Here is a 22896-nt window from a genome sequence, read left to right on the forward strand (position 1 = left end):
TCACCACCGTCGCCAACCCCACCCCAGCCGCCGGACGAGCCGCCGTCGACATGCTGCTCCAGCTCGGCGACGACCGGGGCGCGACCGCTCAGATAACGCTCCAGACCGAACTCGTGATCCGCGAGTCGACAGGCCCATACGTAGGTACCGCACCCCACGTAGCTAAGGAGTAGAAACCCGATGGACCACCCCGCACGCACGTCCCGGCGCCGGCTGCTCGGCGGCTTCGCCGCCGCCGCGGCCCTGCCCCTGCTCGGCTCCGTCGCCGCCTGCGGCGGCGACGGTGACGAAGGCGGCAGCACCGACTCCAACAAGCCGGTGGAGCTGTCGATCTTCTGGTGGGGCGGCGAGGCCCGCGCCAAGCTCACCGAGGACGCGCTGGCCCTGTACACCAAGGCGCACCCCAACGTGACCTTCAAGAAGACCTGGCAGGCGAACCAGGGCTACTTCGACAAGCTGGCCACGCTCACCGCGGGCGGCGACGCGCCCGACATCTTCCAGATCGACGACAACTTCCTCGCCGAGTACGCGTCGCGCAAGGTCACGCTCGACCTGACCGAGTACACGTCCGGCGGCAAGCTCGACGTCTCGAAGTTCCCGCCCAGCCTGGTCAACTACGGCAAGGTCGAGGGCGTCCTCGCCGGCCTGCCGTTCGGCGAAAACACCCAGGGCCTGGTGTACAACAAGACGCTGCTGGCCAAGCACAGCCTGCCCGAGCCCACCACCGGCATGACCTGGGAGCAGCACATCGCCTGGGCCGAGCAGGTCTCCAAGACCGCCAAGCTCCCCGGCACCATGGACCCGAGCGGCAACTACATGGCGTTCTGGGTGTGGCTGCGCCAGCAGGGCAAGGGCCTCTACAACGGCAAGGACCTGGGCTTCACCGCCGACGACGCGACCCGCTGGTTCGACCTGTGGGCCGGCGCGCGGGCGCGCGGCGCCACCCCTACGCCGGACATCATCCACGAGGGCAACGAGAGCAGCATCACCAAGCAGCTCGTGGTGACCGGCAAGGCCGCCACCTCCTGGGTCTGGGTCAACCAGATGCCGGAGATGAAGAAGAGCACCAAGGACGAGCTGGGCGTCATCGCCTTCCCCGGCGACCCGTCCGCCCAATGGGCGCGCGCCTCGATGTACTTCTCGGTCTTCCGGGGCAGCCCCAACAAGGACGTCGCCATCGACGTGCTCAACTTCCTGGCCAACGACATGGAGGCCGGCAAGATCCTGGGTACCGAGCGAGGCCTGTCGTCCAACATGGACGTTCGCAAGGCGGTCGAGCAGACCGTCACGGACCCGGCGATGAAGCAGTCCATCCAGGTACAGGGCGAGCTGGCGACCAAGTTCGGCCCGCAGTCGCCCGAGGTGCCACTCAAGGGGCACAGCAAGATCCGCGCCGAGATGATCAAGGCGTCGGAGAACGTGGTCTACGGCCGCCAGAAGCCGGCCGACGCGGGCAAGGCGTTCTTCGACTTCAGCAAGACCGCGATCGCCTCCTAGCAGGCGGGATCACCAGGGACGCGCCGCGCTGTCAATATCAGGACAGCGCGGCGCGTTGCCGGTGTTGCGCCGGGATGCGACTATTCTGGCTGCCGGCGGCCCAATGCCGGTCCAGGTAGCCCGAGCCGCCCGGGAGGGACGATGGCCTTCCTCGCGCACGAGCCCGAGGCGCCGGCGCCGCAGAAGGCGCCCTTCATCAGCCGCCGCACCCTGGTCATCGGTGTCCCCGCGCTGGTCGGGCTGGCCGCCGCAGGCGCCGTCACCGGATACGTGCTCGCCGGTGACGGGCCGAAGGACGAGGGCGCCGCCGGGACCCCTTCGCCGTCCCCCGGGGCATTCCCCACCGACACCATGCTGGTGCGGCTCGACGAGGGCGAGCGGTCCGCGATCTACAGCACCACGCCCGGCAGCGGCAAGCGCACCCAACTCGTCGCGGGCGGATACGACGTGCTTCCGCAGTGGTCACACAAGCGCGACCTGATCACGTATATCCGGCGGATCACCCCCACGCACTGGCAGATCTTCACGATGGGCAAGGACGGCAGCGGCGCGGAGCTGATCGTCGACAAGGTCAACCGCGGCACGCGAGTCTGCTGGTCCCCCGACGACACCAAGCTGGCGTACGTCGCCCGCGTCAGCGGCCGCAATCAGCTCTTCACCGTGCCGTCCACCGGCGGCACCCCCACCCAGGTAACGCGCACCAACGACGACAAGGACGACCCGGCGTGGGCGCCGAACGTCCAGGGCCTGGTCTGCATGTGGGGCGTCCGCGACGGCAAGCCGCAGCTCATGCTGTTTCGCCTCGACGACCCCGATGGTTCGCGGCAGTGGCTGACCAGCGGCGGCCTGGCAAGCGTCGACCCCGACTTTTCGCCGGACGGCAAGCTGATCGCGTACTCGCACAGCAAGGTCTCGGGCCAGGCGGACATCTGGGTGGTCACGCCCGACGGCAAGTCCAGCCCGGTCACCTCCGGCCCCGACCTCGACATGGACCCGACCTGGTCGCCGGACGGGCGCTGGATCGCCTTCACCCGCGGCCCGGTGGCCAAGCCGAGGATCTACGCCGTCCGCCCCGACGGCACCGGCCTTCGCGAACTCACGGCCGGCACCGCGCTGGAGGGCCACGCCTCCTGGTCCTGACGGCGCCGGCGAAGTTTGGAGCCATTAAAGATTGACATACCTCTATCACTAGTGTGACTCTGAGACGACCGGGCCGCGGCGGCACCGCCGCGGTCCGGCGGCTTCCAGGGCGACGTGCGGGTAACGCCGGCAGCGGCGGTGCCGGGCTGCTCAGCCACCTGATCGTTACACTCCTCCACCGGCCGTGGGGCCGCATCCACCTCGGGTGCGGCCCCACGGTCATGCGCAGCGACCGAAGCGACTGGCGGCTACACGCGTCAGGCCCAGCCGCGTTCGCGGGCGGCCAGGCCGGCCTGGAAGCGAGTCGTGACGCCCAACTCCAGCAGCAGGTCGTGGATGCGGCGCTGGATGGTGCGGAGGCTGACGCCGAGGGTGCGGGCGATGGCCTCGTCGGTCAGGCCGGCGGCGAGCAGGCCCAGAAGGGCGCACGTCGGCCCGTCGGGGGCCACCTCCGCCGGCGACGCAGCACCGTCCACAGTGAACGCTCGGACGGGCACGCCGCGGCGCCACTCCAGTTCGAAGAGGGCGACCAGGGCGTCCAGCAGTGTCGACGGATGGACGACGAACGCGGCGTCGACGGCGTACCCGCTGCCAAGGTACTGCCGAAGTCGAGCGGCTCCTACGCGGTCGCGGCCTGGTACGCGCGCGGCACCGGCACGGTCTGGCTCCGCACCCGGGCCCGCGACGCCGCCGGCAACTCGGTCGAGCAGGTCATCGCGGACGCGTACCGGCGGGGGTGAGCCCGGTCACCTCCACCCAGCGGTGCCCGCAAGGGCAGCGCCGGTATCGGACCAACCCCTCGGAGGTGTAGTGCGCGGACTCGGTCTCGGCGCCCCACTTCAGGCGCCCGCAGGCTTCGCAGTGCTCCATGCGCCCAGCATGATGTAATGGTCTTATGCACTTCAACCATTACGGTGGCACGGGTGCGTTCGTCGCCGCCGCGCTGGCCAACTGCACCGACTTCAGCGTGGCCGCGCTCGACCGCCTCCTCGCCGAGCACGAAATGACCAGCCGGATCGCCGACAGCGAGCAGGCCGCGGCCCTCGCCGCCTGGGCGGACCAGGTCCGGCCGGTCTTCGGCGACGAGGACCAGAGACGGCAGATCACGCTGGTCAACGCTCTGCTCGCAGACGCCACCACCTCGGTGCGCGTCTCCCAGCACGACGGCTACGGCCCGCATCTGCACTACATCACGGGTACCGACGACCCGGTCGCGCGGATCAAGGCCGCCGTCGCCGGCGGCCTGGCCGTGGCCGTCTGCGGCGCGGGCGGCCAGCGGCTCGGCCGCTGCGCGCGCGAGCACTGCTCCATCGTGTACGTGGACACGTCACGCAACGGTCGCCGGCGCTTCTGCTCGCTGGCGTGCGCCAATCGGGTGAACGTGGCGGCACATCGCTCGCGGGTGGAGAAACTAGGGTCTGCTTCATGAGGTCGCCTTCTTCGCCGACCCCGACGGCAGCAGCTGGGCCGTCCAGCAGATCTCCAGCCGGTCCTGACCTGGTGGAGCGGCTGACCGAGCGCCTCCGGCTCGTGCCGATCGGCCGGCAGCACGCCGGCGAGCTGTGGCGCCTGCACTGGGACGAGTCGGTCGCCGCCTGGTACTGGGGCCGGTACACCGCCCAGATGGCCGAGCGCGCCGCCGCCAACATGGGTCGCGGGTGGCAGACCAGAGGCGTGCACAAGTGGCTGGCCTACCACCGTGGGACCGGCGAGCTGATCGGCCGCGGCGGGTTGTCGCACAAGACGCTCGAAGGCATCGAGCAGCTGGAGGTCGGCTGGCTGCTGCGCCGCGATTACTGGGGCTCCGGTTACGCCACCGAGATCGGTCGCGCCGGCCTCGACTTCGGGTTCGGCGAGCTGGGCGCGACCGAGGTGGTGGCCTTCACCGAGCCGCACAACGCCCGGTCGCGGGCGGTCATGGTGCGGCTCGGCATGCGCTACCAGCGAGAGATCACGCGCGACGGAGAGCGGTTCGCGCTCTACACGATCACTGCACCGTCACGGGATTGACCAGGTCGGCGGCCACGGTAAGCAGCGTGATGCCCGCGAAGAGCAGGATCGCCACGTAGACGGCCGGCATGAGCTTGTAGTAGTCGACCGGCCCTGGATCGCGCCGCCGCAGCCTCGCGTACACCCAGAAGCGCGCCCGCTCGTACCACCAGACCGCGATGTGACCGCCGTCCAGCGGAAGCACAGGCAGCAGGTTGAAGACGCCGTAGAAGAGGTTGAGCGCGGCCAGCAGCAGCAGGAACGCCGCCCACTCCCCCTGCTCGGCCAGCTCGCCGCCGATCCGGCTGGCGCCGACCACGCTGATCGGGCTGTCAGCCGGGCGCTCCTCGCCCGAGAGCGCCGACACCAGCGCGGGTACCTTCTCCGGGAACCGTTGTAGGGCACCGAAGACGCCCTCGAACATCACGACCGCCTGGTCGCCAGCCTTGCCGATGCCACCGATCGGACCCGCCGTGCTTTCTGGCACCACCGGCGTGACACCCAGCATGCCGACGCCGTCGACGACCGGCAGCGTCGCCGCGCCGGTCCGCACCTGTCCATCGTGGACGAACGTGACCTCGACCCGCTCGCCGCCCGCCGCTCGGATGGCGGCCACCATCGCGTCCCAGCCGCGCACCGGCGCGCCGTCGATCGCCGTGATCACGTCGCCGGGTGCAAGGCCCACCGCCGCCGCCGCCGCGCTCGCCGGGCCGCTCACGCCTGCCACGCGGACCGGCTCGCTCTGGAGCCGGCCTTCGTCCGGCAGCGGCACGAATGCGAAGAGGATCCAGAGCAGGAACACCCCGAAGACCATGTGGGCGCCGCAGCCGGCGAGCATCACGGCCGTGCGCTTCCAGAGGGGGTACCGCCACATCGCGCGCGCCTCGTCGGCGGGCGCCACCTCGTCGTCCCTGATCATCCCCACGATCCGCACGAACGCGCCCGCGGGGATCGCCTTGACCCCGTACTCGGTCTCGCCGCGCCGGAACGAAACCAGTGTCGGCCCGTACCCGACGAAGAACCGGGTGACCTTCATGCCGAACGCCCGCGCGGTCGCCATGTGCCCCGCCTCGTGCAGGCACAGCGACACGAAGATGCCCAACGCGAACAAGAGGACGCCAGCAACCTCAAGCATTTGATCACCTTATCGGGTGATGTCATACCGCACGGTTAGAACGTTTGTTCGATAGAATGGTTGGATGATGGACACCACCACGTCGCGGCGGGCCGTGATCGCCCGGCTGTACGAGATCGCCACCGAGTACGCCGGCGGGTACGGCGAAGGGCTCGGCCGGGCGCGGGCGCTGGCCGAGTTGGCCGCCGTCTCCATCGACCCCGACCTGCTCTCCGCGGCCGCCGCCGCGCACGCCCTGGCCGACAACTGGTACACGATCACCGCCGTCGACCTGCTCATCGACGCAGGCGCCGAGCAACCCCTGATCCAGCACCACATCAACGACCTGGGCCCCGGCGAACCCTTCGAGGCCCGCTAGCGCCCCTCCGCGCGTGGCGTTCGTACGCTAAAGAAGGGACAGCTCGCCGGACACCGCGTCGACCTCGGCGTCGTATGCAGGGCCGATCGCGCAGCACGTCAGCGTTCCCGCCGCCACCTGGGTGCGGCCGGCGTCGCGGATCACCGACACCGGCAGGCCGGCCGCCTCGGCGGTGGCGCACAGGTCGAGGAGCGCCTCCTCACCGGGTACCTTCAAGACCACCTTAGGCTGGCCGGCGCGCAGCCAGGCCGTGAAGCGGGCGCTGCCCTGGTTGCGCAGCGCCGCCACCACGGCGGCGTGCGCCGCCTGCGCGGCGGTCTTCCCCTTGCCCATGGCGAGGTCCGCGCGCATGACGATCGCGAGCTTGGCCGGCATGACCACGCACTCTACGGCCTCCGACCGGCTTACGATCACGGTGTGCGAGCGCAGGTGCCGCTCACGACGGGCGTGACACTCCGGTACTCCGTGCAGGGCACGGGTGCCCCGGTGGTCCTGCTGCATCCGTGGAGCGAGTCGCTGGGCTGCTTCGACCGGCTGCTGCCGCTGCTGCCCGCAACGATCCGCGCCTACGCCGTCGACCAGCGCGGTCACGGCGAAGCCGACGCCCGCCTGGTGGTGTACGAAGACACCGGCCACCTGGTCCTCTGGGAACGCCCAGACCGGGTAGCGCACGACTCCTGACACCCCACCTCCCCCCACCCACCCCCTGACCCCACCCCGCCGCGCCCACGCGCGTTTCTCCCCGTCGATCAAGGACAAATGCACGTGCTTTGATCTCTAAACCACGTGCATTTGCCCTTGATCGACGGAAATCTCCTTGATCGGCGGTGCCCTGCGGGCGACGTGTGAGTGGCGAGCAACCGGACCGGGTTCGCCGGCGCCGGGAACGCGCGACTTCCCGCCCCTTGCTCTGCTTCCCCATAGGCAACCGTTACGCACCGCTACAGCACGGGGCCACGGCGGTAGCGCCAGGCATGGCGTTTCCGCAGCTGGCAGCGGTGTTGCCTCTTAGGAAGCAGAGCAAAGCGCGCGGGCGTTGATGCGGCTGCGGCTTTGCCCAGCACAAGGAGTTACTACGGCGCGGGCTCGTCGGCAGTGCCGGGCCAGGCCGTGTGGGGTGGGCGCGCCGGTGGGTACCGGTCGGGGTGGTAGGCGATCCGGAACTCGTGGTCGCCGGACCGGACCTCGGCCGGCGCACTGCCGTCGGGCAGTTCCACCATCGCGGTGGTGTTCGGCGGCACCGTCACGGACACGATCAGCTCACCGTCCATGATGGACCAGCCGGCCGCCGCCGTGCCGTACGGCGTCTCGTGGACCGCGCGCGCGTGGGTGAGACCACCGCCAGGGAGCGGGCGCACGGTCATCCGCCGGTAGCCGGGCGCGTCGGGAGCGAGTCCAGCGACCGTGCGGTGCAGCCAGTCGGCGATCGCGCCGAGGGCGTAGTGGTTGAACGACGTCATCTCGCCCGGGTTGATCCGGCCGTCGGGCAGCATGCTGTCCCAGCGTTCCCACACGGTCGTCGCGCCCATCGTGACCGGGTACAGGAAGGACGGGCAGGTGCGCTCCAGCAGCAGGCGGTACGCCACCTGGGTCTCCCCGGCCTCGACGAGGGCGTCGGCGATCAGCGGCGTGCCGACGAAACCGGTGCCGATGTGGTATCCGCGGGCGTGCACCAGTTCGGTGAGCCGGTCGCCGGCGCGCCGGCGCTGTTCGGGGTCGGGCAGCAGGTCGAAGCGGAGCGCGAGGGCGTACCCGGTCTGCGAGTCGCTGGCGACCCGGCCGCTGGGCGTGACGTACTCGCGGGCGAACGCGGCGCGCACCTCGTCGGCGAGTCCGCCGTACCGCTTGGCGGCCTCCTGGTCGCCGAGGAGCCCGGCCACAGTGGACACGATGCGCGCCGACCGGGCGAAGTAGGCGGTGGCGACGAGCGCGCCGTCGGTGCGGGTGTCGGCGGCCGCCTCGGGTGGCGCGGTCGGATCGAGCCAGTCGCCGAGCTGGAAATGGCGGTCCCAGAGGAGACCGGGGCCGGCCATCTCCGCCACCCGATCGACCCAGGCGACCATGCTGTCGTACTGCCGGCGCAGTAGCTCCAGGTCGCCGTAGCGCTCGTACAGCACCCACGGCGCTACCGTCACCACGTCGGCCCAGGCGGCCGTCGGCATCTCCCAGCCGAGCACGTCCGGCACCACCAGCGGTGGCGTGCGCGTGGGCGAGGCCAGGTGCTCGGCGCGCACGTCGCGCAGCCAGGAGGTCAGTACGCCCGCGCAGTCGTACAGGAAGCTGGCGGTGGGCGCGAAGACCTGAAGGTCACCGGTCCAGCCGAGCCGCTCGTCGCGCTGTGGACAGTCGGTCGGTACGTCGAGGAAGTTGCCGCGCATCGCCCAGATCACGTTGTCGTGCAGGCGTTCCAGCAGCGGCTCGGAGCACGAGAACCAGCCGGTGCGGCGCATGTCGCTGTGGCAGACGACGGCGGTGAGGTCTTCGGGGCGCAGCTGCCCGGGCCAGCCGGACACCTCGGCGTACCGGAAGCCGTGGAACGTGAACGACGGCTCCCACTCCTCGACCTCCCCGGTGCCACGCAGGATGTACCGGTCTTCGGCCTTCGCCTGGCGCAGCGGCCGTATGCCCAGCTCACCGTCTTCGAGCACCTCGGCGTGCCGCAGCACCACCTCGGTGCCGGCAGAACCGCGGGGCCGGATGCGCAACCGTCCCACCAGGTTCTGTCCGAAGTCGACGATCGTCTTTCCGCTGGGCGACGTCAGGATCGCGACCGGTTGGACGAGGTCGGTGCGGCGTACGGGCGGCCCGTCCGGGGCCACCAGGCGTGTCCTGTCGAGCGGCTGTGGCAGTACCGCTGCCCATGTCGTGTCGTCGAAGCCGGGCTCCGCCCACCCGCCGGGCGCCCGGCGGGCGTCGTGCGTCTCGCCGTCGTAGATGCTCGCGCTCGTCGTGGCGCTGGGTGCGCAGCGCCACGAGCCGTCGGTGCCGACGACCTCGGTGGCGCCGTCCTCGTACTCCACCTCCAGCTGGAGCAGCAGGCCGGTGCGGTCGCCCCAGATGTCGCGCCGGCCGCCGTCGAAGCCGAGCCGGCCGCGGTACCAGCCCTCGGCCACGAGCGCGCCGAGCGCGTTGCCACCGACCCGCAGCGCGGCCGTGACGTCGTACGTCTGGTAGCGAAGCCGGTGGTGGTAGCTGGTCCAACCGGGCGCCAGCACGTGGTCGCCGACCCGGGCGCCGTTGAGCCACAGCTCGTAGGCGCCGTGGGCGGTGGCGTACAGGCGGGCGCGCCTGACTGGGCGCTCAATCTGGAACTCGCGGCGGAACGCCGGCACGGGGCCTTCGGGCTGCTCGTCCACGCCGGGCGTGACCAGCTCGGCGCTCCAGTCGCCGGGCGCCAGCAGCCCCGCCTCGACGGTGTGAGGCCCGCTCCACGGGGTCGGCTCCGCGGCGCCGCCCCAGGCGCGCACCTGGACGGTCTGCCGCCGGCGCGAACGCAGCGGCGGGCCCGGCCACGGGACCAGGTGGGACTCGTCGCCGTCGACCCGGCCGCTGGTCCATGCGACGGCGCCGGCGTCGTCCAGCCCGCGCACCTCGTACGCGGTCTGCAGCCAGCCGGGCTCGTCGGCGGCGACCCGCCAGGAGAGTCGGGGCGATGGCTCGCCGATGCCCAGGGGCTCGTCGTGGTGCTCGAAACGCACGGAGATGACCTGCACAAGGGCGATTGTAACGTTTCAGCCCAGCAAGGTCACAAGAGTGCCCTCAGCTCCGCGATCGACTTGATCCGTTCGGCCGGGCTCCGGGCGACCGGTGAGACGAGCAGGGTGGTCACCCCCGCCTCCCGGTACGCGGCCAGCCGCTCCCGCACGTACCCGGCCGGGCCCACGAGCGAGGTTGCCCTGACCAGCGACTCAGGAACAGCGGCGACCGCCTCCGCTTTGCGACCGCTCAGGTACAGCTCCTGGATGAGCGCCGCCTCCCGCTCGTACCCGTAGCGGCGGACCAGCGCGTTGGAATAGTTCCGCTCGCGCGCGCCCATGCCGCCCACGTAGAGGGCGAGCTGCGCGCGGTGGCCGGCGAGCAAGGCGTCCGGCTCGTCCGTTACCCCGAACGGGGCGGCCGCGATGACGTCGAGCGGCCCGAGCGCGGGGTCGCGCCGCGCGCCGCCGCCGGCGAGCGCGTCACCGAAGACCTCGGCGGCCCGGTCCGGGTCGTAGAAGAGCGTGAGCCAGCCCTCGGCGATCTCGGCGGCGAGCGCGACGCTGCGCGGCCCGACGGCCGCCAGGAACACGGGTATCCGGGGCCGCACGGGATGGTTTATGAGCTTGAGCGGCTTGCCGAGCCCCGTGCCCTCGCCCGGTGACAGCGGCACCTGATAGTGACGTCCCTTGTGGACGAGCGTCTCGCGTGCCCACACCCGGCGGCAGATCTCGACGACCTCGCGGGTGCGGCCGAGCGGCGCGTCGTACGGCACGCCGTGGAACCCTTCGATCACCTGCGGCCCCGACGTGCCGAGCCCGAGCGCGAACCGTCCACCTGAGACGTAGTCGAGCCCGGCGGCCGTCATCGCGGTGAGCGTCGGCGTGCGCGTGTAGAGCTGCATGATGCCGGACGCGAGCCGCACCCGCCGGGTGCGGGCCGCGACGAAACCGAGCAGGCTGACCGCGTCGAAGCTGTACGCCTCCGGTACCACCGCCAGGTCAAGCCCGGCCGCCTCGCACTCGACCAGTTCCTCGACCGCCTCGGCGAACCCGCCGCTGTAGCCGAGCATCATCCCGAGCCGCACGGCTCACGCCCCGTCGTGCAGGATGACCTGCCGGATCACGTCGCCGCGGCCGAGCGAGGCCAGCGCGTCGTCGATCTGGTCGAGGCGCAGCCGGTGGCTGATCATCCCGGACAGGTCGAGCCGCCCGGCGCGCCACAGGTCGAGCAGCCGGGCGTAGTCGCGCCGCACGTCCGCCGACCCGTACAGCGAGGGCATGATGCGCTTGCCCTCGAAGAGCAGCTCGAACGGGCTGAACTCGACGTGGTGGTCGGCGCGGCCGGCGCCCACCACGACGACCGCGCCGCCGCGGCGGATCGCGACCCACGCGGAGCGCAGCGTCTGCGGTATCGCCACGACGTCGAACGCCCAGTCGAAGCCCTCGCCGCCGGTGACCTGTGTGGACAGATCGCTCAGCCCGCCCGGCGTGACCGCGTGCGTGGCGCCGAACCGCTTGGCCACCTCGTGCTTCTCGGTCGCGGTGTCGACCGCGACGATGACTGACGCGCCGCTCAGCCGGGCGCCCTGGATCGCCGCGATGCCGACTCCCCCGCAGCCGATGACCAGGACGGACTCGCCCGGGCGCACGCCCGCGGTGTTTATGACCGCGCCGACCCCGGTCATCACGCCGCAGCCGACCAGGGCGGCCACCTCGTACGGCACGTCGTCGCCAATCTTCACGGCGCCCTGCTGGGGCACCACGACCTCCTCGGCGAACGCGCCGCAGCCGGCCATGCCGAACACCGGCGTTTCGCCGGCCAGAAACCGCGGCTGCACGTAGCCGAGCATGACGTGGGCCATGCACAGGTATGGCTCGCCGCGCAGGCACGAGGAACAGGAACCGCACGCGGGCAGCCAGTTGACGATGACCCGGTCGCCGAGTGCCAGGTCGGTCACCCCGTCGCCCACCTCGACCACGTCGCCGGCCGCCTCATGGCCGAGCACCGCCGGCACCGGCTGCGGCAGGGCGCCGTCGCGAGCGGACAGGTCGGAGTGGCACACGCCGGCCGCCCGTACCCGGATGCGGACCTCGCCGAGCGCGGGCGGAATCAGCATCACGTCGTCGCGTATCTCGAACTTGTCGTCACCGACCGCGTTGAAGACCGCTGCCCGCACGACGCCACCCCCATCCGTAGAACTGAAACTTGTTCTACTCTATGGCGGGTGCGGAGCGGCGAGCAAGCGTTTGGGTACCATGCCGCCGTGAGCACGACCAGAAAGACGCACCTGGTACACCTGGCAGGCGAACTGTTCGCCGAGAAGGGCTTCCGGGCCACCACGGTACGCGAGATCGCGGACGCCGCGGGCATCCTGTCCGGCAGCCTCTACCACCACTTCGACTCCAAGGAGTCGATCGGCGAGGCGATCCTGTCCGAGTTCCTGACCGACGTGCTCGCCGGGTACCGCGGCGTCGACACCGACGACCCGCGCGCCGCCATCGAACAGGTCGTGCGCGCCAGCACGGCGACACTGGGCCGGCACCGCGCCGCGCTCACCATGCTCCAGCGGGACTGGAACTACTTCAGCGCGCAGCCACGCTTCGCGTACCTGCGCGAGGCCATGCGCGAGATAGAACAGGTCTGGATCACGCTGCTCGAACGCGGCAGGCGAGACGGCCAGTTCCGGTCCGACCTCGACGCCAAGCTGACGTACCGGTTGCTGCGTGACGTGCTCTGGATGCCCACCTCGTGGCGGCAGGGCGAGGGTGGCTGGCAGCCCGACGAGGTGGTCGACGGATTCCTGCGCCTGCTCTTCGACGGCATCACAGCACCAAACGGCACCGCCCCAAGAAACTGAAACCTGTTACACTTCCCGGCGTGAGAAGGCTGGACGGCAAGGTCGCGCTCATCACCGGCGGCGCCCGCGGCATGGGCAAGTCGCACGCCCGTCACTTCGTCGCCGAGGGCGCTCGCGTGGTCATCGGCGACGTGCTCGACGAGCGCGGTGCGGCGGTCGCCGAAAAGCTCGGGCCGGACTCGTGCCGGTACGTGCACCACGACGTCACCAGCGAAGACGACTGGGCCGCCGCCATCGCCGCGACGCTTTCGGCGTACGGCCGGCTGGACGTGCTCGTCAACAACGCCGGCATCCTGCGGCACGCGGCCATCGCCGACATGCCGCTCGCCGACTTCCGCGAGGTGCTCGAAGTCAACCTGGTCGGCTGCTGGCTGGGCGTCAAGCACGCCATCGCGCCGATGACCGAGGCCGGCGGCGGTTCGATCGTCAACGTCTCCTCCATCGAGGGGTTCGTCGGGGCGGCCGGGTTGTCGGCGTACAGCGCCAGCAAGTTCGCCCTACGCGGGCTCACCAAGACGGCGGCGCAGGAGCTTGGCCAGTACGGGATCCGCGTCAACTCGGTGCACCCCGGCGGCGTACTCACCCCGATGGCCGTCGGCGCCGCGCAGGCGTTCAGCCACGTCGACCCGGAGGCGTTTCTCAAGGCACAGCCGATCGCCCGGTTCGCCGAGTCGGTCGAGGTCTCCCGGCTGGTCGCGTTCCTCGCCTCCGACGAGGCCTCGTACGCCACCGGCGCCGAGTTCGTCGTAGACGGCGGGCTGCTGAGCGGGCCCAACTACTAGTCGTTTCTACTAAAAGGACGGCCACTATGGACGGTCGCGTTGCCGTGGTCACAGGGGCCGGAAACGGGCTCGGCCGCGCCGAAGCACTCGCCCTCGCCGCCGCCGGCTTCCGGCTCGTGCTCAACGACCTGCCCGGTGCCGCGCTCGACGCAGTCGCCGGCGAGGTCAAAGCAGCTGGCGGTGAAGCGGTCACCTGCCCCGGCGACGTCGCCGAGTGGTCGACGGGCGAGGCCCTTGTCGCGGCGGCGCTCGACTCGTTCGGCAGCCTCGACGCGCTCGTCAACAACGCCGGCGTGCTGCGCGACCGCACCGTCTTCAACATGACCGCCGACGAGTGGGACCTGGTCGTCCGGGTGCACCTGCGCGGTCATTTCGTCACCACGCGCCACGCCACCGCGCACTGGCGGCGGCTGAGCAAGGAGCGCGGCGGCCCGGTGTACGGCCGGATCGTCAACACATCGTCGGAGGCGTGGCTGCTCGGGTCGGCGGGGCAGCCCAACTACGCCGCCGCGAAGGGCGGGATCGTCGCGCTGACCATGGCCACCGCGCGCGGTTGCGCCCGGTACGGCGTGCGCGCCAACGCGATCTGCCCGCGGGCGCGCACCGCGATGACCGCCGAGCTGATGGGCGGCGCGCCGGACGGCGGCCCCGACCCGATGTCGCCGGACCGGGTCGCCCCCCTCGTCGTCTACCTGGCGAGCCCCGCAGGCGCGGGCTTCACCGGCGAGGTGTTCGTCGTGCACAGTGACGTGGTGGCGCTCATGGGACCGCCGACGGTGCGCGCCGCCTTCCACACAGTGGACGGTGGGGCTTGGACGGTCGACGGGCTGACCGGCGCCCTCGCCAACCTGGCGGCGGACGGCGAGCCATCGCCTGGGTTCGTGTGCGAGCAGACCCTCCCGCTGGCCTCCTCGACGTTCGGGGAGCAGACGTGAAGGAGCGCACCCGGGTCGCGATGAGCGACACCGAGGTGGTCGAGCTGCTCGCCGCCCGGCGCAAGGTGCAGCTCGCCACCATCAACCGCGACGGCACGCCGCACCTGGTCACGATGTTCTACGCGTTGATCGACGAGCGGATCGCGTTCTGGACGTACCGCACATCGCAGAAGGCGCGCAACCTGGCCCGCGATCCCCGGATCACCTGCCTGGTCGAAGACGGCGAGGAGTACTTCGAGCTGCGCGGCGTGCAGGTGACCGGCACGGTCAAGAGGTTCGACGAGCTGGCTGAGGTGCTGGCCGTCGGGCGCCGGATCGCGGGTGGGCTCGTCGGCGTGCCCGCCGAGGCGCTGGAGTCCTATGTGACCGAGGCGGCGCGCAAGCGCGCCGCCTACGTCGTCGAGCCTGAGCGGGTGGTCAGCTGGGACCACCGCAAGCTGCTGGCGTAGCCCGCTACATCATCTCCTCGGTGGTCGGCACCAGGACGGTCTTGACCTCCGTGTACGCCTCGATCGAGGTGCGCCCGCCCTCGCGGCCGAGCCCGGACCGGCCGAAGCCACCGAACGCCACGTGCGGCTCCAACTGGTACCCGTTGATCCCGACGGTGCCGGCGCGGACCGCGCGGGCCAGGCGCACCGCGCGCTTCACGTCGCTGGTCCACACCGTGGCCGCGAGCCCGTACTCGGTGTCGTTGGCGAGCCGGATCGCCTCGTCCTCGTCGGTGAACGGCACCACGGCGAGCACCGGGCCGAAGATCTCCTCACGGGCGATCGTGGCGCGGTTGTCGACGTCGGCGAATACCGTGGGGGCCACGAAGTTGCCGGACGCGAGGTCGCCGTCAACGCGCTCGCCGCCGCACACCAGCCGGGCGCCCTCCTCCTTGCCGCGCTCGATGTATCCGAGCACGCGGTCGAGCTGGCGCGGGTTGATGAGCGGCGACGCGGTGGTCTCCGGGTCGAACGGGTCGCCGTAGTTGACGAGCGCCGACATGCCCTCGGCGACGGCGAGGAAGTAGTCGTAGACGTCGCGGTGCACCAGCGCCCGGGACTGCGCCACGCACGCCTGCCCCGACAGGCCCAGCGTCACCGTGCCCATCGTGGTGGCCGCCGCGGCGTACACGTCGGCGTCGGCGAACACGATGGACGGGCTCTTGCCGCCCAGCTCCAGGCTGACCCTCTTGATGCCGTCGGCGGCGGCGATCATCACCCGCTGCCCGACCGTGCGGCTCCCGGTGAACGTGATCTTGTCGACGAGCGGGTGGTTGATGAGCGCGTCGCCGGTGGGCTCGCCAGGGCCGGTGACCACGTTGAGCACGCCCTCGGGAACGCCCGCCTCTTCGAGGAGCTTCGCGAGGCGCAGCGCGGAGAACGTCGCGTACTCGGACGGCTTGAGCACGACCGTGCAGCCGGCCGCGAGCGCCGGGGCGACCTTCTGGGCGGACAGCAGCAGCGGCCCGTTCCACGGCACGACCGCGGCGACCACGCCGACGGGCTCGCGCAGCGTCATCACCAGGTGGTCGCCGCCCTGGTACCCCGGCAGCGTCTCGCCGCCGAGCTTGTCGACCCAGCCGGCGTGGTGGTCGAACACGTCGGCGACGCACTCGACGGACATCGCGTAGGTGGTGCCGAAGCTGAGCGGTACGCCGTTGTCGAGCGCCTGCAGCGTGAGCAGTTCGTCGTGGTGCTCGCGAATGAGCTCGGCGGCCCGGCGCAGCACGCGGATGCGCTCCTTGGCGCGGGTGCGCGGCCACGGGCCCTCGTCGAACGCGCGACGGGCCGCCTTCACGGCCTCGTCGACGTCGACCGGCCCGGCGACCGCGAACTGGCCGACCTCTTCGCCCGATGCTGGGTGGATGTGGCTCCACGTAAGGCCGTCGCGGGCCGGACGCCAGGCACCGTCGACGAGCAGCTCCCCCGTCGAGAGTCCGATCGCGTCGCGCCGCGGCTTGATCGAGATCACCACTGCCCACCTCCGCGCAGTAGAACGCGTTCTACTTTCCTGGGCAGACTACGCCTGCGGCCGCGCCGCCGCCAGAGCCCTCAGGTACGCGGGCCACTCGCCACCGCCGTGCACCGTGAGCGCGGCGCCGGTGACATAGGACGCCAGCGGGGAGGCGAGGAAGAGACAGGCGTCCGCGACGTCGTCCGGCGTGCCGAGCCGGCCCAGCGGCACGGTGCCCGCCACCGCCTCGAGGTCGGGGTAGTGCTCGCCGGACAGCTCGGTCGCGATCATGCCGACCACGATGGAGTTGATCCGCACCGCCGGTGCCCACTCGACCGCGAGGCTGGCCGCGAGGTGGTGCAGTCCCGCCTTGGCGGCCCCGTACGCGGCGGTGCCGGGTGACGGGCGCACGCCGCTGACGCTGCCGACCATGACGATCGCGCCGCCGCCGGGCTGCTCGCGCATCACCGCGTATGCCGCCTGCGAGACGTGCAGCGGCGCGATGAGGTTCAGCTCGATCACCTTGGCGTGGAAGCGCGGCGAGACCGTGGCCGCGTCGGCGTAAGGCGCGCCACCGGCGTTGTTGACGACGGCGTCGAGCCGGCCGAACGCGTCGACCGTGGCCCGCACCGCGGCGGCCGCCTGCTCCGGGTCGCGCACGTCGGCGGCGGTGAACCGGGCGCGGCGACCGTCCACTTCGGGCACGACGGGGGGCGCCGTACGCGCGCACACGAGAACGTCGGCGCCGGCGGCGAGGAAGTGCGCCGCGATCCCCGCCCCTATCCCCCGGGTGCCACCGGTGACCAACACAGCACGACCAGCGAAATCCAGGGGGTTCGACACGCCCCTACCGTACCAAGCAAACGCTAGGTTAGTCTTGCCCGATGGGCATCCAGGTCCACGTCGCCGGCGACGGGATCGCCGAAATCACCATCGACTTCCCGCCCGTCAACGCGCTGCCCGCGAAGGGCTGGCACGCGCTCGCCGACGCGCTGTCGGCGGCCGGAGCCGACCGTTCGGTGCGGGCCGTCGTGCTCGCCGCCGAGGGGCGCGGCTTCTGCGCGGGCGTGGACATCAAGGAGATGCAGCGCACCCCCGGCCACACCGCGCTCATCGAGGCGAACAGGGGCTGCTTCGCGGCCTTCGCCGCCGTGTACGACTGCCCGGTGCCGGTTATCGCGGCGGTGCACGGGTTCTGCCTCGGCGGCGGGGTCGGCCTGGCCGGCAACGCCGACATCGTGGTCGCCGCCGACAACGCCACGTTCGGACTGCCCGAAGTGGACCGCGGCGCGCTCGGCGCGGCCACCCATCTGGCGCGGCTGGTGCCGCACCACCTGATGCGGGCGATGGTTTACACCTGCCGCACGGCCACGGCGGCGCAGCTGCACCGCTTCGGCTCCGTACTGGAGGTGGTGCCGCCCGGCGGCCTGCGCGCGGTGGCACGGGCGGTGGCCGCCGAGATCGCCGCCAAGGACCCGGCCGTCATCCGGGCGGCCAAACAGTCGCTCAACGGCATCGACCCGGTCGACGTCAAGCGCTCGTACCGGTACGAGCAGGGCTTCACGTTCGAGCTGAACCTCGACGGGGTGGCCGACCGGGCGCGGCAGCGGTTCGTCGACGAGCGGGGTGGGTGATGAGTGGAAAGGTGATGTCGCTCGCGGACGTGGTGGGCGAGCTGCGCTCCGGCATGACGATCGGCATCGGCGGCTGGGGCTCGCGGCGCAAGCCCATGGCCCTCGTCCGGGCGATCCTGCGCAGCGACGTGACCGACCTGACCGTCGTCTCGTACGGCGGCCCGGACGTCGGCCTGCTCGCCGCGTACGGCCGGATCCGGCGGCTCGTGACCGGATTCGTGTCGCTCGACAGCGTCCCACTGGAGCCGCACTTCCGCCGCGCCCGGCACGAGGGCACGCTCGAACTGACCGAGGTCGACGAGGGCATGCTGTACTGGGGCCTGCTCGCCGCCGCCAACCGCCTGCCGTTCCTGCCGATCCGGGCCGGGCTCGGCTCCGACGTGCTGCGGGTCAACCCGTCGCTGCGCACCGTCCGGTCGCCCTATGAGGACGGTGAGGAACTGGTCGCCATGCCGGCGCTCAGGCTCGACGCGGCGCTCATCCACCTCAACCGGGCCGACCGGTACGGCAACGGCCAGTACCTTGGTCCCGACCCGTACTTCGACGACCTGTTCTGCCAGGCGGCCACGCGGCGGTACCTGACGTGCGAGCGGCTGGTGGACACCAAGGAGCTGCTGTCCGGCGGGCCGCCACCCAGCCTGCTGGTCAACCGGATGATGGTCGACGGCGTCGTGGAAACCCCGCGCGGCGCGCACTTCACCAGCTGCGTGCCCGACTACGACCGCGACGAGGCCTTCCAGCGCGCGTACGCCAAAGCCGCCGCCGACCCCGACGAGTGGTCCCGCTTCCGCGCCACCTATCTGGACGGCGACGAATCCGCGTACCAGGCGGCGATCGCGTGAGCGCGGTCACGCGGGCGGAGGTGTGCGTGGTCGCGTGCGCGGAGGCATGGCGGGGCGACGGGGAGATCCTGGCCAGCCCGATGGGAGTGATACCGCGGCTCGGTGCCGAGCTGGCCCGGCACACGTTCGCACCTGATCTGGTGCTCAGTGACGGCGAGGCGTACCTCATGACCGGCGACACCGTGGAGGGCTGGCTGCCGTATCGGGCGGTCTTCGGCGTGGTCGCCGCCGGCACCCGGCACGTCATGATGGGCGCCAGCCAGCTCGACCGGTACGGCAACCAGAACATCTCCTGCGTCGGCGACTGGGCGCGGCCGCGCTCGCAGCTGCTCGGGGTGCGCGGCGCACCCGGCAACACCGTCAACCACCCAACCAGCTACTGGGTGCCGCGCCACTCCCCCAGAGTCTTCGTGGAGCGGGTCGACATGGTCTGCGGGGTCGGGTACGACCGGCCCGGCGGGCGGTTCCACGAGATCCGCGTGGTGGTCACCAACCTGGCGGTACTGGACTTCGACACACCCGGCCGGGCCATGCGGCTGCGCTCGGTCCACCCGGGAGTGTCCGTATCGGACGTCGTGGCGGCCACCGGATTCCCGCTCGTGGCCACGGACGGCGGCGTACCCGAGACCCGCCTGCCGACCGCCGCGGAGCTGGCCCTGATCCGCGACCGCCTCGACCCCGACAAGCGGCGGGAGCGGGAGGTCCCGTGAAAACCCGCCTCACCGACCTGCTCGGCATCCGGCACCCGATCGTCCAGGCAGGGATGGGCTACGTCGCCGGCGCGAAACTGGCGGCGGCGACCTCGCGGGCCGGCGGGCTCGGCGTCATCGCGTCCGCGACGATGAGCCTCGACCAGCTGCGCACCGCGATCCGCGAGGTGCGTGAGCGCACGGACGCGCCGTTCGGGGTGAACCTGCGCGCCGACGCCCCCGACGCGGCCGAGCGGATCGACCTGCTCGTGACCGAACGCGTGCCGGTGGCGTCGTTCGCGCTGGCGCCCACCCGCGAGCTGATCCAGCGCTGCGTCGACGGCGGAGTGCTGACGATGCCGTCGGTTGGCGCGCCCCGGCACGCCGAGAAGGTGGCCGGCTGGGGCGCCGACCTCGTCGTCGTGCAGGGCGGCGAGGGCGGCGGGCACACCGGCGCGATCCCGACGAGCCTGCTGCTGCCGCGCGTCGTCGACACAGTGGACGTTCCGGTCGTGGCGGCGGGCGGCTACTTCGACGGGCGCGGTCTCGTCGCCGCCCTGGCGTACGGCGCCGCCGGCATCGCGATGGGCACCCGGTTCCTGCTCACCAGCGACAGCCCGGTCGCGGGCGAGGTCAAGCAGAGGTATCTCGACGCGCCGCTCACCGGGACGGTGGTCACCACGCGAGTCGACGGCGTGCCGCACCGCGTGCTGCGCACCCCGTTCGTCGACCGGCTCGAACGGTCCGGCCGCGTCGCGGGGCTGGCGCGGGCGCTGCGCCACGCGGCGGCGTTCCGGCAGGCTTCCGGGCTGTCGTGGAGGGACCTGCTGCGCACCGGCCGGAACGCGCGGCGTGACCTGTCGTGGAGCCAGGTCGTCATGGCCGCGAACACGCCGATGCTGCTCAAGACGGCCATGGTGGACGGCCGCCCCGAGTACGGCGTGATGTCGGCCGGTCAGGTCGTCGGGATGATCGACGACCTGCCCTCGTGCGCCGAGCTGATCGACCGGATAGTCAGGGAGGCCGAAGGCTGCCTCGACCGGCTCACAGCCGTTCGATGACGGTGACGTTGGCCTGACCGCCTCCCTCGCACATGGTCTGCAGGCCGTACCGCCCGCCCGTGCGCTCCAGCTCGTGCAGCAGCGTGGTGAGCAGCCGGGTGCCGGTCGAGCCGAGCGGGTGGCCGAGCGCGATCGCCCCGCCGTTGACGTTGACGCGGCCGAGGTCGGCGCCCAGCTCCCGCTGCCACGCCAGCACCACGCTCGCGAACGCCTCGTTGATCTCGATGAGGTCGATGTCGTCGAGGCGCAGGCCCGTCTTTCGCAGGGCCCGCGCGGTCGCCGGGATGGGCGCGGTGAGCATCAGCACCGGGTCGTCGCCGCGGGCGCTGAGGTGGTGCACCCTGGCGCGCGGCCGCAGCCCGTGCTCGCGCAGCGCCGCCTCGGAGGCCACCAGCACCGCGCTGGCGCCGTCGGCGATCTGGCTGGACAGGGCGGCGGTGGTCACCCCGCCGGGCCGCAGCGGCGCCAGCGACGCCAGCTTCTCCGCCGACGTGTCGCGTCGAGGGCCCTCGTCCACCGTGCACTGTCCATACGGCACGGTCTCGGCCGCGAACCGGCCCTCGTCGAGCGCGCGTACCGCCCGCTGGTGACTGCCGAGCGCGTACGCCTCCAGCTCCTCGCGGTCGATGCCCCACTTCGCGGCGATCAGATCCGCGCTACGGAACTGCGAGACCTCCTGGTCGCCGTAGCGCGCCTCCCAGCCGGCCGATCCCGCATACGGGCCGCTCGGTGCCATCGCGCTCGCTATGGGGACCTGGCTCATGTTTTGCACGCCGCCCGCCACCACCAGGTCGGCGGTGCCGCTCATCACCGCCTGCGCGGCGAAGTGCACAGCCTGCTGCGCCGAGCCGCACTGCCGGTCGACGGTGACGCCGGGCACGTGCTCGGGCAGCCCGGCGGCCAGCCAGCAGGTGCGGGCGATGTCGCCGGACTGCGGACCGATCGTGTCGACGCAGCCGAACACCACGTCGTCGACCGCCGCCGGGTCGGCGCCCACGCGGTCGAGCAGCGCCGCGATGACGTGCCCGCCCAGGTCCGCCGGGTGCGCCGCGGAGAGCCCGCCGCCGCGCCGGCCGGTCGGCGTGCGGACCGCGCCGACGATGTATGCCTCAGCCCTCCCACCGGAGTAGAACACGTTCTAACATTAGCAGGGTGCACATCGCTTACACACCCGAGCAGGAGCAGCTGCGCACCGAGCTGCGGGCCTACTTCGCCGGCCTGATGACCCCGGAGCTGCGCGACGCGCTCGCCGGGCCGGGAGGCGACTACGGCGACGGCACCGCCTACCGCGAGGTGGTGCGGCGGCTCGGCCGGGACGGCTGGCTCGCCCTCGGCTGGCCGGCGGAGTACGGCGGCGGTGGGCGGTCGCGACTCGAACAGCTCATCTTCATGGACGAGGCGGCCATCGCCGGTGTGCCGGTGCCGTTCCTGACCCTCGACAGCATCGGGCCGACCATCATGCGGCACGGCACACCCGAGCAGCGCGCACACTACCTGCCCCGGATCGCCGGTGGGGAAATCCACTTCGCGATCGGGTACTCCGAGCCGGACGCCGGCACCGACCTCGCCGCGCTGCGCACCCGCGCGGTCCGCACCCCTGACGGCTACCTCGTCAACGGGCAGAAGATGTGGACCAGCCTCATCCAGTACGCCGACTATGTGTGGCTCGCCTGCCGCACCGATCCGGACGCACCTCGCCACAAGGGGCTGTCCATTCTCATCGTCCCGACCGCCGCGGAGGGCTTCTCCTGGACACCGGTGCGCACCGTCGCCGGCCCCACCACCAGCGCGACGTACTACAGCGACGTGCGGGTGCCGGCCTCCGCGCTCATCGGCACCGAAAACGAGGGCTGGTCGCTGATCACCAACCAGCTCAACCACGAACGGATCGCCCTCACCTCCGCCGCCCCGCTGCGCACCGCGCTTGCCGAGGTGTGCGACTGGGCGCGCGCCACCGCCTTGCCCGACGGCCGGCGCGTCGCCGACCAGGAGTGGGTCCAGGTGCACCTGGCACGGGTGCACGCCAAGACGGAGTTCCTCAAGCTGCTCAACTGGCGGGTCGCCTCGTCCACCGCCGACGGTCCCGGCCCTGCCACCGCCTCGGCCAGCAAGGTCTTCGGCACCGAGTTCGCCATCGAGGCGTACCGGCTGCTGATGGAGGTGCTCGGCGCCAACGCGTACGTGCGGGAGGGCTCGCGCGGCGCGCTGCTGCGCGGTCGGGTCGAACGCCTGCACCGCACGTCGCTGATCCTCACGTTCGGCGGCGGCACCAACGAGGTACAGCGCGACATCATCGCCGCCGCCGGCCTCGGCCTGCCGGCCGCCCGGCGCTAGGGG

Annotated in this window: 26 protein-coding genes; 17 read left to right on the top strand and 9 right to left on the bottom strand. The window is 71.8% G+C overall.

The genetic code is table 11. The features are described 5' to 3' along the window. The 3 genes from V6V89_RS18115 to V6V89_RS18125 all read left to right on the top strand — a co-directional run. On the top strand, positions 1-173 hold a 173-nt coding region (locus tag V6V89_RS18115), incomplete at its 5' end, for a substrate-binding domain-containing protein (protein WP_334620416.1). Between the two features lie 7 nt (positions 174-180). Then, on the top strand, positions 181-1497 hold the full coding sequence (locus V6V89_RS18120) for an ABC transporter substrate-binding protein (RefSeq protein ID WP_334620322.1): 1317 nt from the start codon (positions 181-183) through the stop codon (positions 1495-1497). 141 nt (positions 1498-1638) lie between these two features. Beyond that, entirely contained in the window at positions 1639-2637 is a 999-nt protein-coding gene (locus V6V89_RS18125) for a TolB family protein (protein WP_334620323.1), read from the top strand. Positions 2638-2894: 257 nt separating this feature from the next. On the opposite strand, the gene V6V89_RS18130 is transcribed toward V6V89_RS18125, so the two are convergent. After that, a complete protein-coding gene (locus V6V89_RS18130) occupies positions 2895-3134 on the bottom strand; it encodes a helix-turn-helix domain-containing protein (protein WP_334620324.1) in 240 nt (79 codons plus the stop codon). Positions 3135-3191: 57 nt separating this feature from the next. Between V6V89_RS18130 and V6V89_RS18135 the strand changes: the two genes are divergently transcribed. The 3 genes from V6V89_RS18135 to V6V89_RS18145 all read left to right on the top strand — a co-directional run bounded on the left by V6V89_RS18135 (position 3192) and on the right by V6V89_RS18145 (position 4647). Further along, positions 3192-3377, top strand: a complete 186-nt coding sequence (locus tag V6V89_RS18135) for a hypothetical protein (RefSeq protein WP_334620325.1) — start codon at positions 3192-3194, stop codon at positions 3375-3377. Between the two features lie 155 nt (positions 3378-3532). Next, the gene (locus V6V89_RS18140) at positions 3533-4066 is read left to right on the top strand and encodes a CGNR zinc finger domain-containing protein (RefSeq protein WP_334620326.1); all 534 of its coding nucleotides are present in this window, start codon (positions 3533-3535) and stop codon (positions 4064-4066) included. After that, on the top strand, positions 4063-4647 hold the full coding sequence (locus V6V89_RS18145) for a GNAT family N-acetyltransferase (protein ID WP_334620327.1): 585 nt from the start codon (positions 4063-4065) through the stop codon (positions 4645-4647). The genes V6V89_RS18140 and V6V89_RS18145 overlap by 4 nt, the downstream gene beginning before the upstream one ends. Here V6V89_RS18145 and V6V89_RS18150 read toward each other — a convergent pair. After that, positions 4625-5761 carry a M50 family metallopeptidase gene (locus tag V6V89_RS18150; protein ID WP_334620328.1) on the bottom strand — a complete coding sequence of 379 codons (1137 nt, stop codon included), beginning with the start codon at positions 5759-5761 and terminating at the stop codon, positions 4625-4627. The two genes, V6V89_RS18145 and V6V89_RS18150, sit on opposite strands and share 23 nt — an antisense overlap. 64 nt (positions 5762-5825) lie before the next feature. Here V6V89_RS18150 and V6V89_RS18155 point away from each other — a divergent pair, with 64 nt between their 5' ends. Further along, complete coding sequence (locus V6V89_RS18155) at positions 5826-6119, top strand: hypothetical protein (protein ID WP_334620329.1); 294 nt, start codon at positions 5826-5828, stop codon at positions 6117-6119. 27 nt (positions 6120-6146) lie between these two features. On the opposite strand, the gene pth2 is transcribed toward V6V89_RS18155, so the two are convergent. Then, entirely contained in the window at positions 6147-6494 is a 348-nt protein-coding gene (gene pth2, locus V6V89_RS18160) for a peptidyl-tRNA hydrolase Pth2 (RefSeq protein ID WP_334620330.1), read from the bottom strand. Between the two features lie 42 nt (positions 6495-6536). On the opposite strand from pth2, the gene V6V89_RS18165 reads away from it, so the two are divergent. Continuing rightward, the gene (locus tag V6V89_RS18165; protein ID WP_334620331.1) at positions 6537-6800 is read left to right on the top strand and encodes an alpha/beta fold hydrolase; all 264 of its coding nucleotides are present in this window, start codon (positions 6537-6539) and stop codon (positions 6798-6800) included. A gap of 392 nt (positions 6801-7192) precedes the next feature. Here the strand turns inward: V6V89_RS18165 and V6V89_RS18170 are convergent, their stop codons facing one another. Genes V6V89_RS18170 through V6V89_RS18180 form a run of 3 tightly spaced genes read right to left on the bottom strand, consistent with a single transcriptional unit; the run spans position 7193 to position 11994 of the window. Then, complete coding sequence (locus tag V6V89_RS18170) at positions 7193-9832, bottom strand: glycoside hydrolase family 78 protein (protein WP_334620332.1); 2640 nt, start codon at positions 9830-9832, stop codon at positions 7193-7195. Positions 9833-9864: 32 nt separating this feature from the next. Then, on the bottom strand, positions 9865-10890 hold the full coding sequence (locus V6V89_RS18175) for an LLM class F420-dependent oxidoreductase (RefSeq protein WP_442935168.1): 1026 nt from the start codon (positions 10888-10890) through the stop codon (positions 9865-9867). 15 nt (positions 10891-10905) lie between these two features. Then, positions 10906-11994, bottom strand: coding sequence for a Zn-dependent alcohol dehydrogenase (locus V6V89_RS18180; RefSeq protein WP_334620334.1), 1089 nt, complete (start codon positions 11992-11994; stop codon positions 10906-10908). Positions 11995-12081: 87 nt separating this feature from the next. On the opposite strand from V6V89_RS18180, the gene V6V89_RS18185 reads away from it, so the two are divergent. The 4 genes from V6V89_RS18185 to V6V89_RS18200 are packed head-to-tail and all read left to right on the top strand — an operon-like array spanning position 12082 to position 14841. Beyond that, positions 12082-12675 (top strand): TetR/AcrR family transcriptional regulator, encoded by a 594-nt coding sequence (locus V6V89_RS18185; RefSeq protein ID WP_442935165.1) that lies wholly within the window; start codon positions 12082-12084, stop codon positions 12673-12675. A 20-nt stretch (positions 12676-12695) separates the two neighbouring features. Next, on the top strand, positions 12696-13457 hold the full coding sequence (locus V6V89_RS18190; protein WP_334620336.1) for a glucose 1-dehydrogenase: 762 nt from the start codon (positions 12696-12698) through the stop codon (positions 13455-13457). A 26-nt stretch (positions 13458-13483) separates the two neighbouring features. Next, on the top strand, positions 13484-14392 hold the full coding sequence (locus V6V89_RS18195; RefSeq protein WP_334620337.1) for an SDR family NAD(P)-dependent oxidoreductase: 909 nt from the start codon (positions 13484-13486) through the stop codon (positions 14390-14392). Further along, positions 14389-14841, top strand: a complete 453-nt coding sequence (locus V6V89_RS18200; RefSeq protein ID WP_334620338.1) for a pyridoxamine 5'-phosphate oxidase family protein — start codon at positions 14389-14391, stop codon at positions 14839-14841. The genes V6V89_RS18195 and V6V89_RS18200 overlap by 4 nt, the downstream gene beginning before the upstream one ends. Positions 14842-14845: 4 nt before the next feature. On the opposite strand, the gene V6V89_RS18205 is transcribed toward V6V89_RS18200, so the two are convergent. Continuing rightward, positions 14846-16354: an aldehyde dehydrogenase family protein gene (locus V6V89_RS18205; RefSeq protein ID WP_334620339.1), complete on the bottom strand. Its 1509-nt coding sequence runs from the start codon at positions 16352-16354 to the stop codon at positions 14846-14848. A gap of 45 nt (positions 16355-16399) precedes the next feature. Then, the gene (locus V6V89_RS18210; RefSeq protein WP_334620340.1) at positions 16400-17176 is read right to left on the bottom strand and encodes an SDR family oxidoreductase; all 777 of its coding nucleotides are present in this window, start codon (positions 17174-17176) and stop codon (positions 16400-16402) included. A gap of 41 nt (positions 17177-17217) precedes the next feature. Here V6V89_RS18210 and V6V89_RS18215 point away from each other — a divergent pair, with 41 nt between their 5' ends. The 4 genes from V6V89_RS18215 to V6V89_RS18230 are packed head-to-tail and all read left to right on the top strand — an operon-like array spanning position 17218 to position 20559. Then, entirely contained in the window at positions 17218-17967 is a 750-nt protein-coding gene (locus V6V89_RS18215) for an enoyl-CoA hydratase family protein (RefSeq protein WP_334620341.1), read from the top strand. Next, positions 17967-18809 carry a CoA transferase subunit A gene (locus V6V89_RS18220; RefSeq protein WP_334620342.1) on the top strand — a complete coding sequence of 281 codons (843 nt, stop codon included), beginning with the start codon at positions 17967-17969 and terminating at the stop codon, positions 18807-18809. The genes V6V89_RS18215 and V6V89_RS18220 overlap by 1 nt, the downstream gene beginning before the upstream one ends. After that, entirely contained in the window at positions 18806-19519 is a 714-nt protein-coding gene (locus V6V89_RS18225) for a CoA-transferase subunit beta (RefSeq protein ID WP_334620343.1), read from the top strand. Before V6V89_RS18220 ends, V6V89_RS18225 begins: the two co-directional genes overlap by 4 nt. Further along, entirely contained in the window at positions 19516-20559 is a 1044-nt protein-coding gene (locus V6V89_RS18230) for an NAD(P)H-dependent flavin oxidoreductase (RefSeq protein WP_334620344.1), read from the top strand. Before V6V89_RS18225 ends, V6V89_RS18230 begins: the two co-directional genes overlap by 4 nt. On the opposite strand, the gene V6V89_RS18235 is transcribed toward V6V89_RS18230, so the two are convergent. Further along, positions 20543-21694 carry an acetyl-CoA C-acetyltransferase gene (locus tag V6V89_RS18235; protein ID WP_334620345.1) on the bottom strand — a complete coding sequence of 384 codons (1152 nt, stop codon included), beginning with the start codon at positions 21692-21694 and terminating at the stop codon, positions 20543-20545. The two genes, V6V89_RS18230 and V6V89_RS18235, sit on opposite strands and share 17 nt — an antisense overlap. On the opposite strand from V6V89_RS18235, the gene V6V89_RS18240 reads away from it, so the two are divergent. Then, positions 21664-22893 carry an acyl-CoA dehydrogenase family protein gene (locus V6V89_RS18240; RefSeq protein WP_442935166.1) on the top strand — a complete coding sequence of 410 codons (1230 nt, stop codon included), beginning with the start codon at positions 21664-21666 and terminating at the stop codon, positions 22891-22893. The genes V6V89_RS18235 and V6V89_RS18240 overlap by 31 nt on opposite strands. The last annotated feature ends 3 nt before the right edge of the window (positions 22894-22896 follow it).

Source organism: Micromonospora sp. CPCC 206061, from assembly GCF_036906915.1.
GTDB lineage: Bacteria > Actinomycetota > Actinomycetes > Mycobacteriales > Micromonosporaceae > Phytohabitans.

Excerpts from the sequence above, each read along its gene's own strand:
- V6V89_RS18120 (WP_334620322.1), top strand. The coding sequence starts at position 181 with ATGGACCACCCCGCACGCACGTCCCGGCGCCGGCTGCTCGGCGGCTTC.
- V6V89_RS18125 (WP_334620323.1), top strand. The coding sequence starts at position 1,639 with ATGGCCTTCCTCGCGCACGAGCCCGAGGCGCCGGCGCCGCAGAAGGCG.
- V6V89_RS18135 (WP_334620325.1), top strand. The coding sequence starts at position 3,192 with ATGGACGACGAACGCGGCGTCGACGGCGTACCCGCTGCCAAGGTACTG.
- V6V89_RS18140 (WP_334620326.1), top strand. The coding sequence starts at position 3,533 with ATGCACTTCAACCATTACGGTGGCACGGGTGCGTTCGTCGCCGCCGCG.
- V6V89_RS18145 (WP_334620327.1), top strand. The coding sequence starts at position 4,063 with ATGAGGTCGCCTTCTTCGCCGACCCCGACGGCAGCAGCTGGGCCGTCC.
- V6V89_RS18150 (WP_334620328.1), bottom strand. The coding sequence starts at position 5,761 with ATGCTTGAGGTTGCTGGCGTCCTCTTGTTCGCGTTGGGCATCTTCGTG.
- V6V89_RS18155 (WP_334620329.1), top strand. The coding sequence starts at position 5,826 with ATGATGGACACCACCACGTCGCGGCGGGCCGTGATCGCCCGGCTGTAC.
- pth2 (WP_334620330.1), bottom strand. The coding sequence starts at position 6,494 with ATGCCGGCCAAGCTCGCGATCGTCATGCGCGCGGACCTCGCCATGGGC.
- V6V89_RS18175 (WP_442935168.1), bottom strand. The coding sequence starts at position 10,890 with ATGATGCTCGGCTACAGCGGCGGGTTCGCCGAGGCGGTCGAGGAACTG.
- V6V89_RS18195 (WP_334620337.1), top strand. The coding sequence starts at position 13,484 with ATGGACGGTCGCGTTGCCGTGGTCACAGGGGCCGGAAACGGGCTCGGC.
- V6V89_RS18215 (WP_334620341.1), top strand. The coding sequence starts at position 17,218 with ATGGGCATCCAGGTCCACGTCGCCGGCGACGGGATCGCCGAAATCACC.
- V6V89_RS18220 (WP_334620342.1), top strand. The coding sequence starts at position 17,967 with ATGAGTGGAAAGGTGATGTCGCTCGCGGACGTGGTGGGCGAGCTGCGC.
- V6V89_RS18240 (WP_442935166.1), top strand. The coding sequence starts at position 21,664 with ATGCCTCAGCCCTCCCACCGGAGTAGAACACGTTCTAACATTAGCAGG.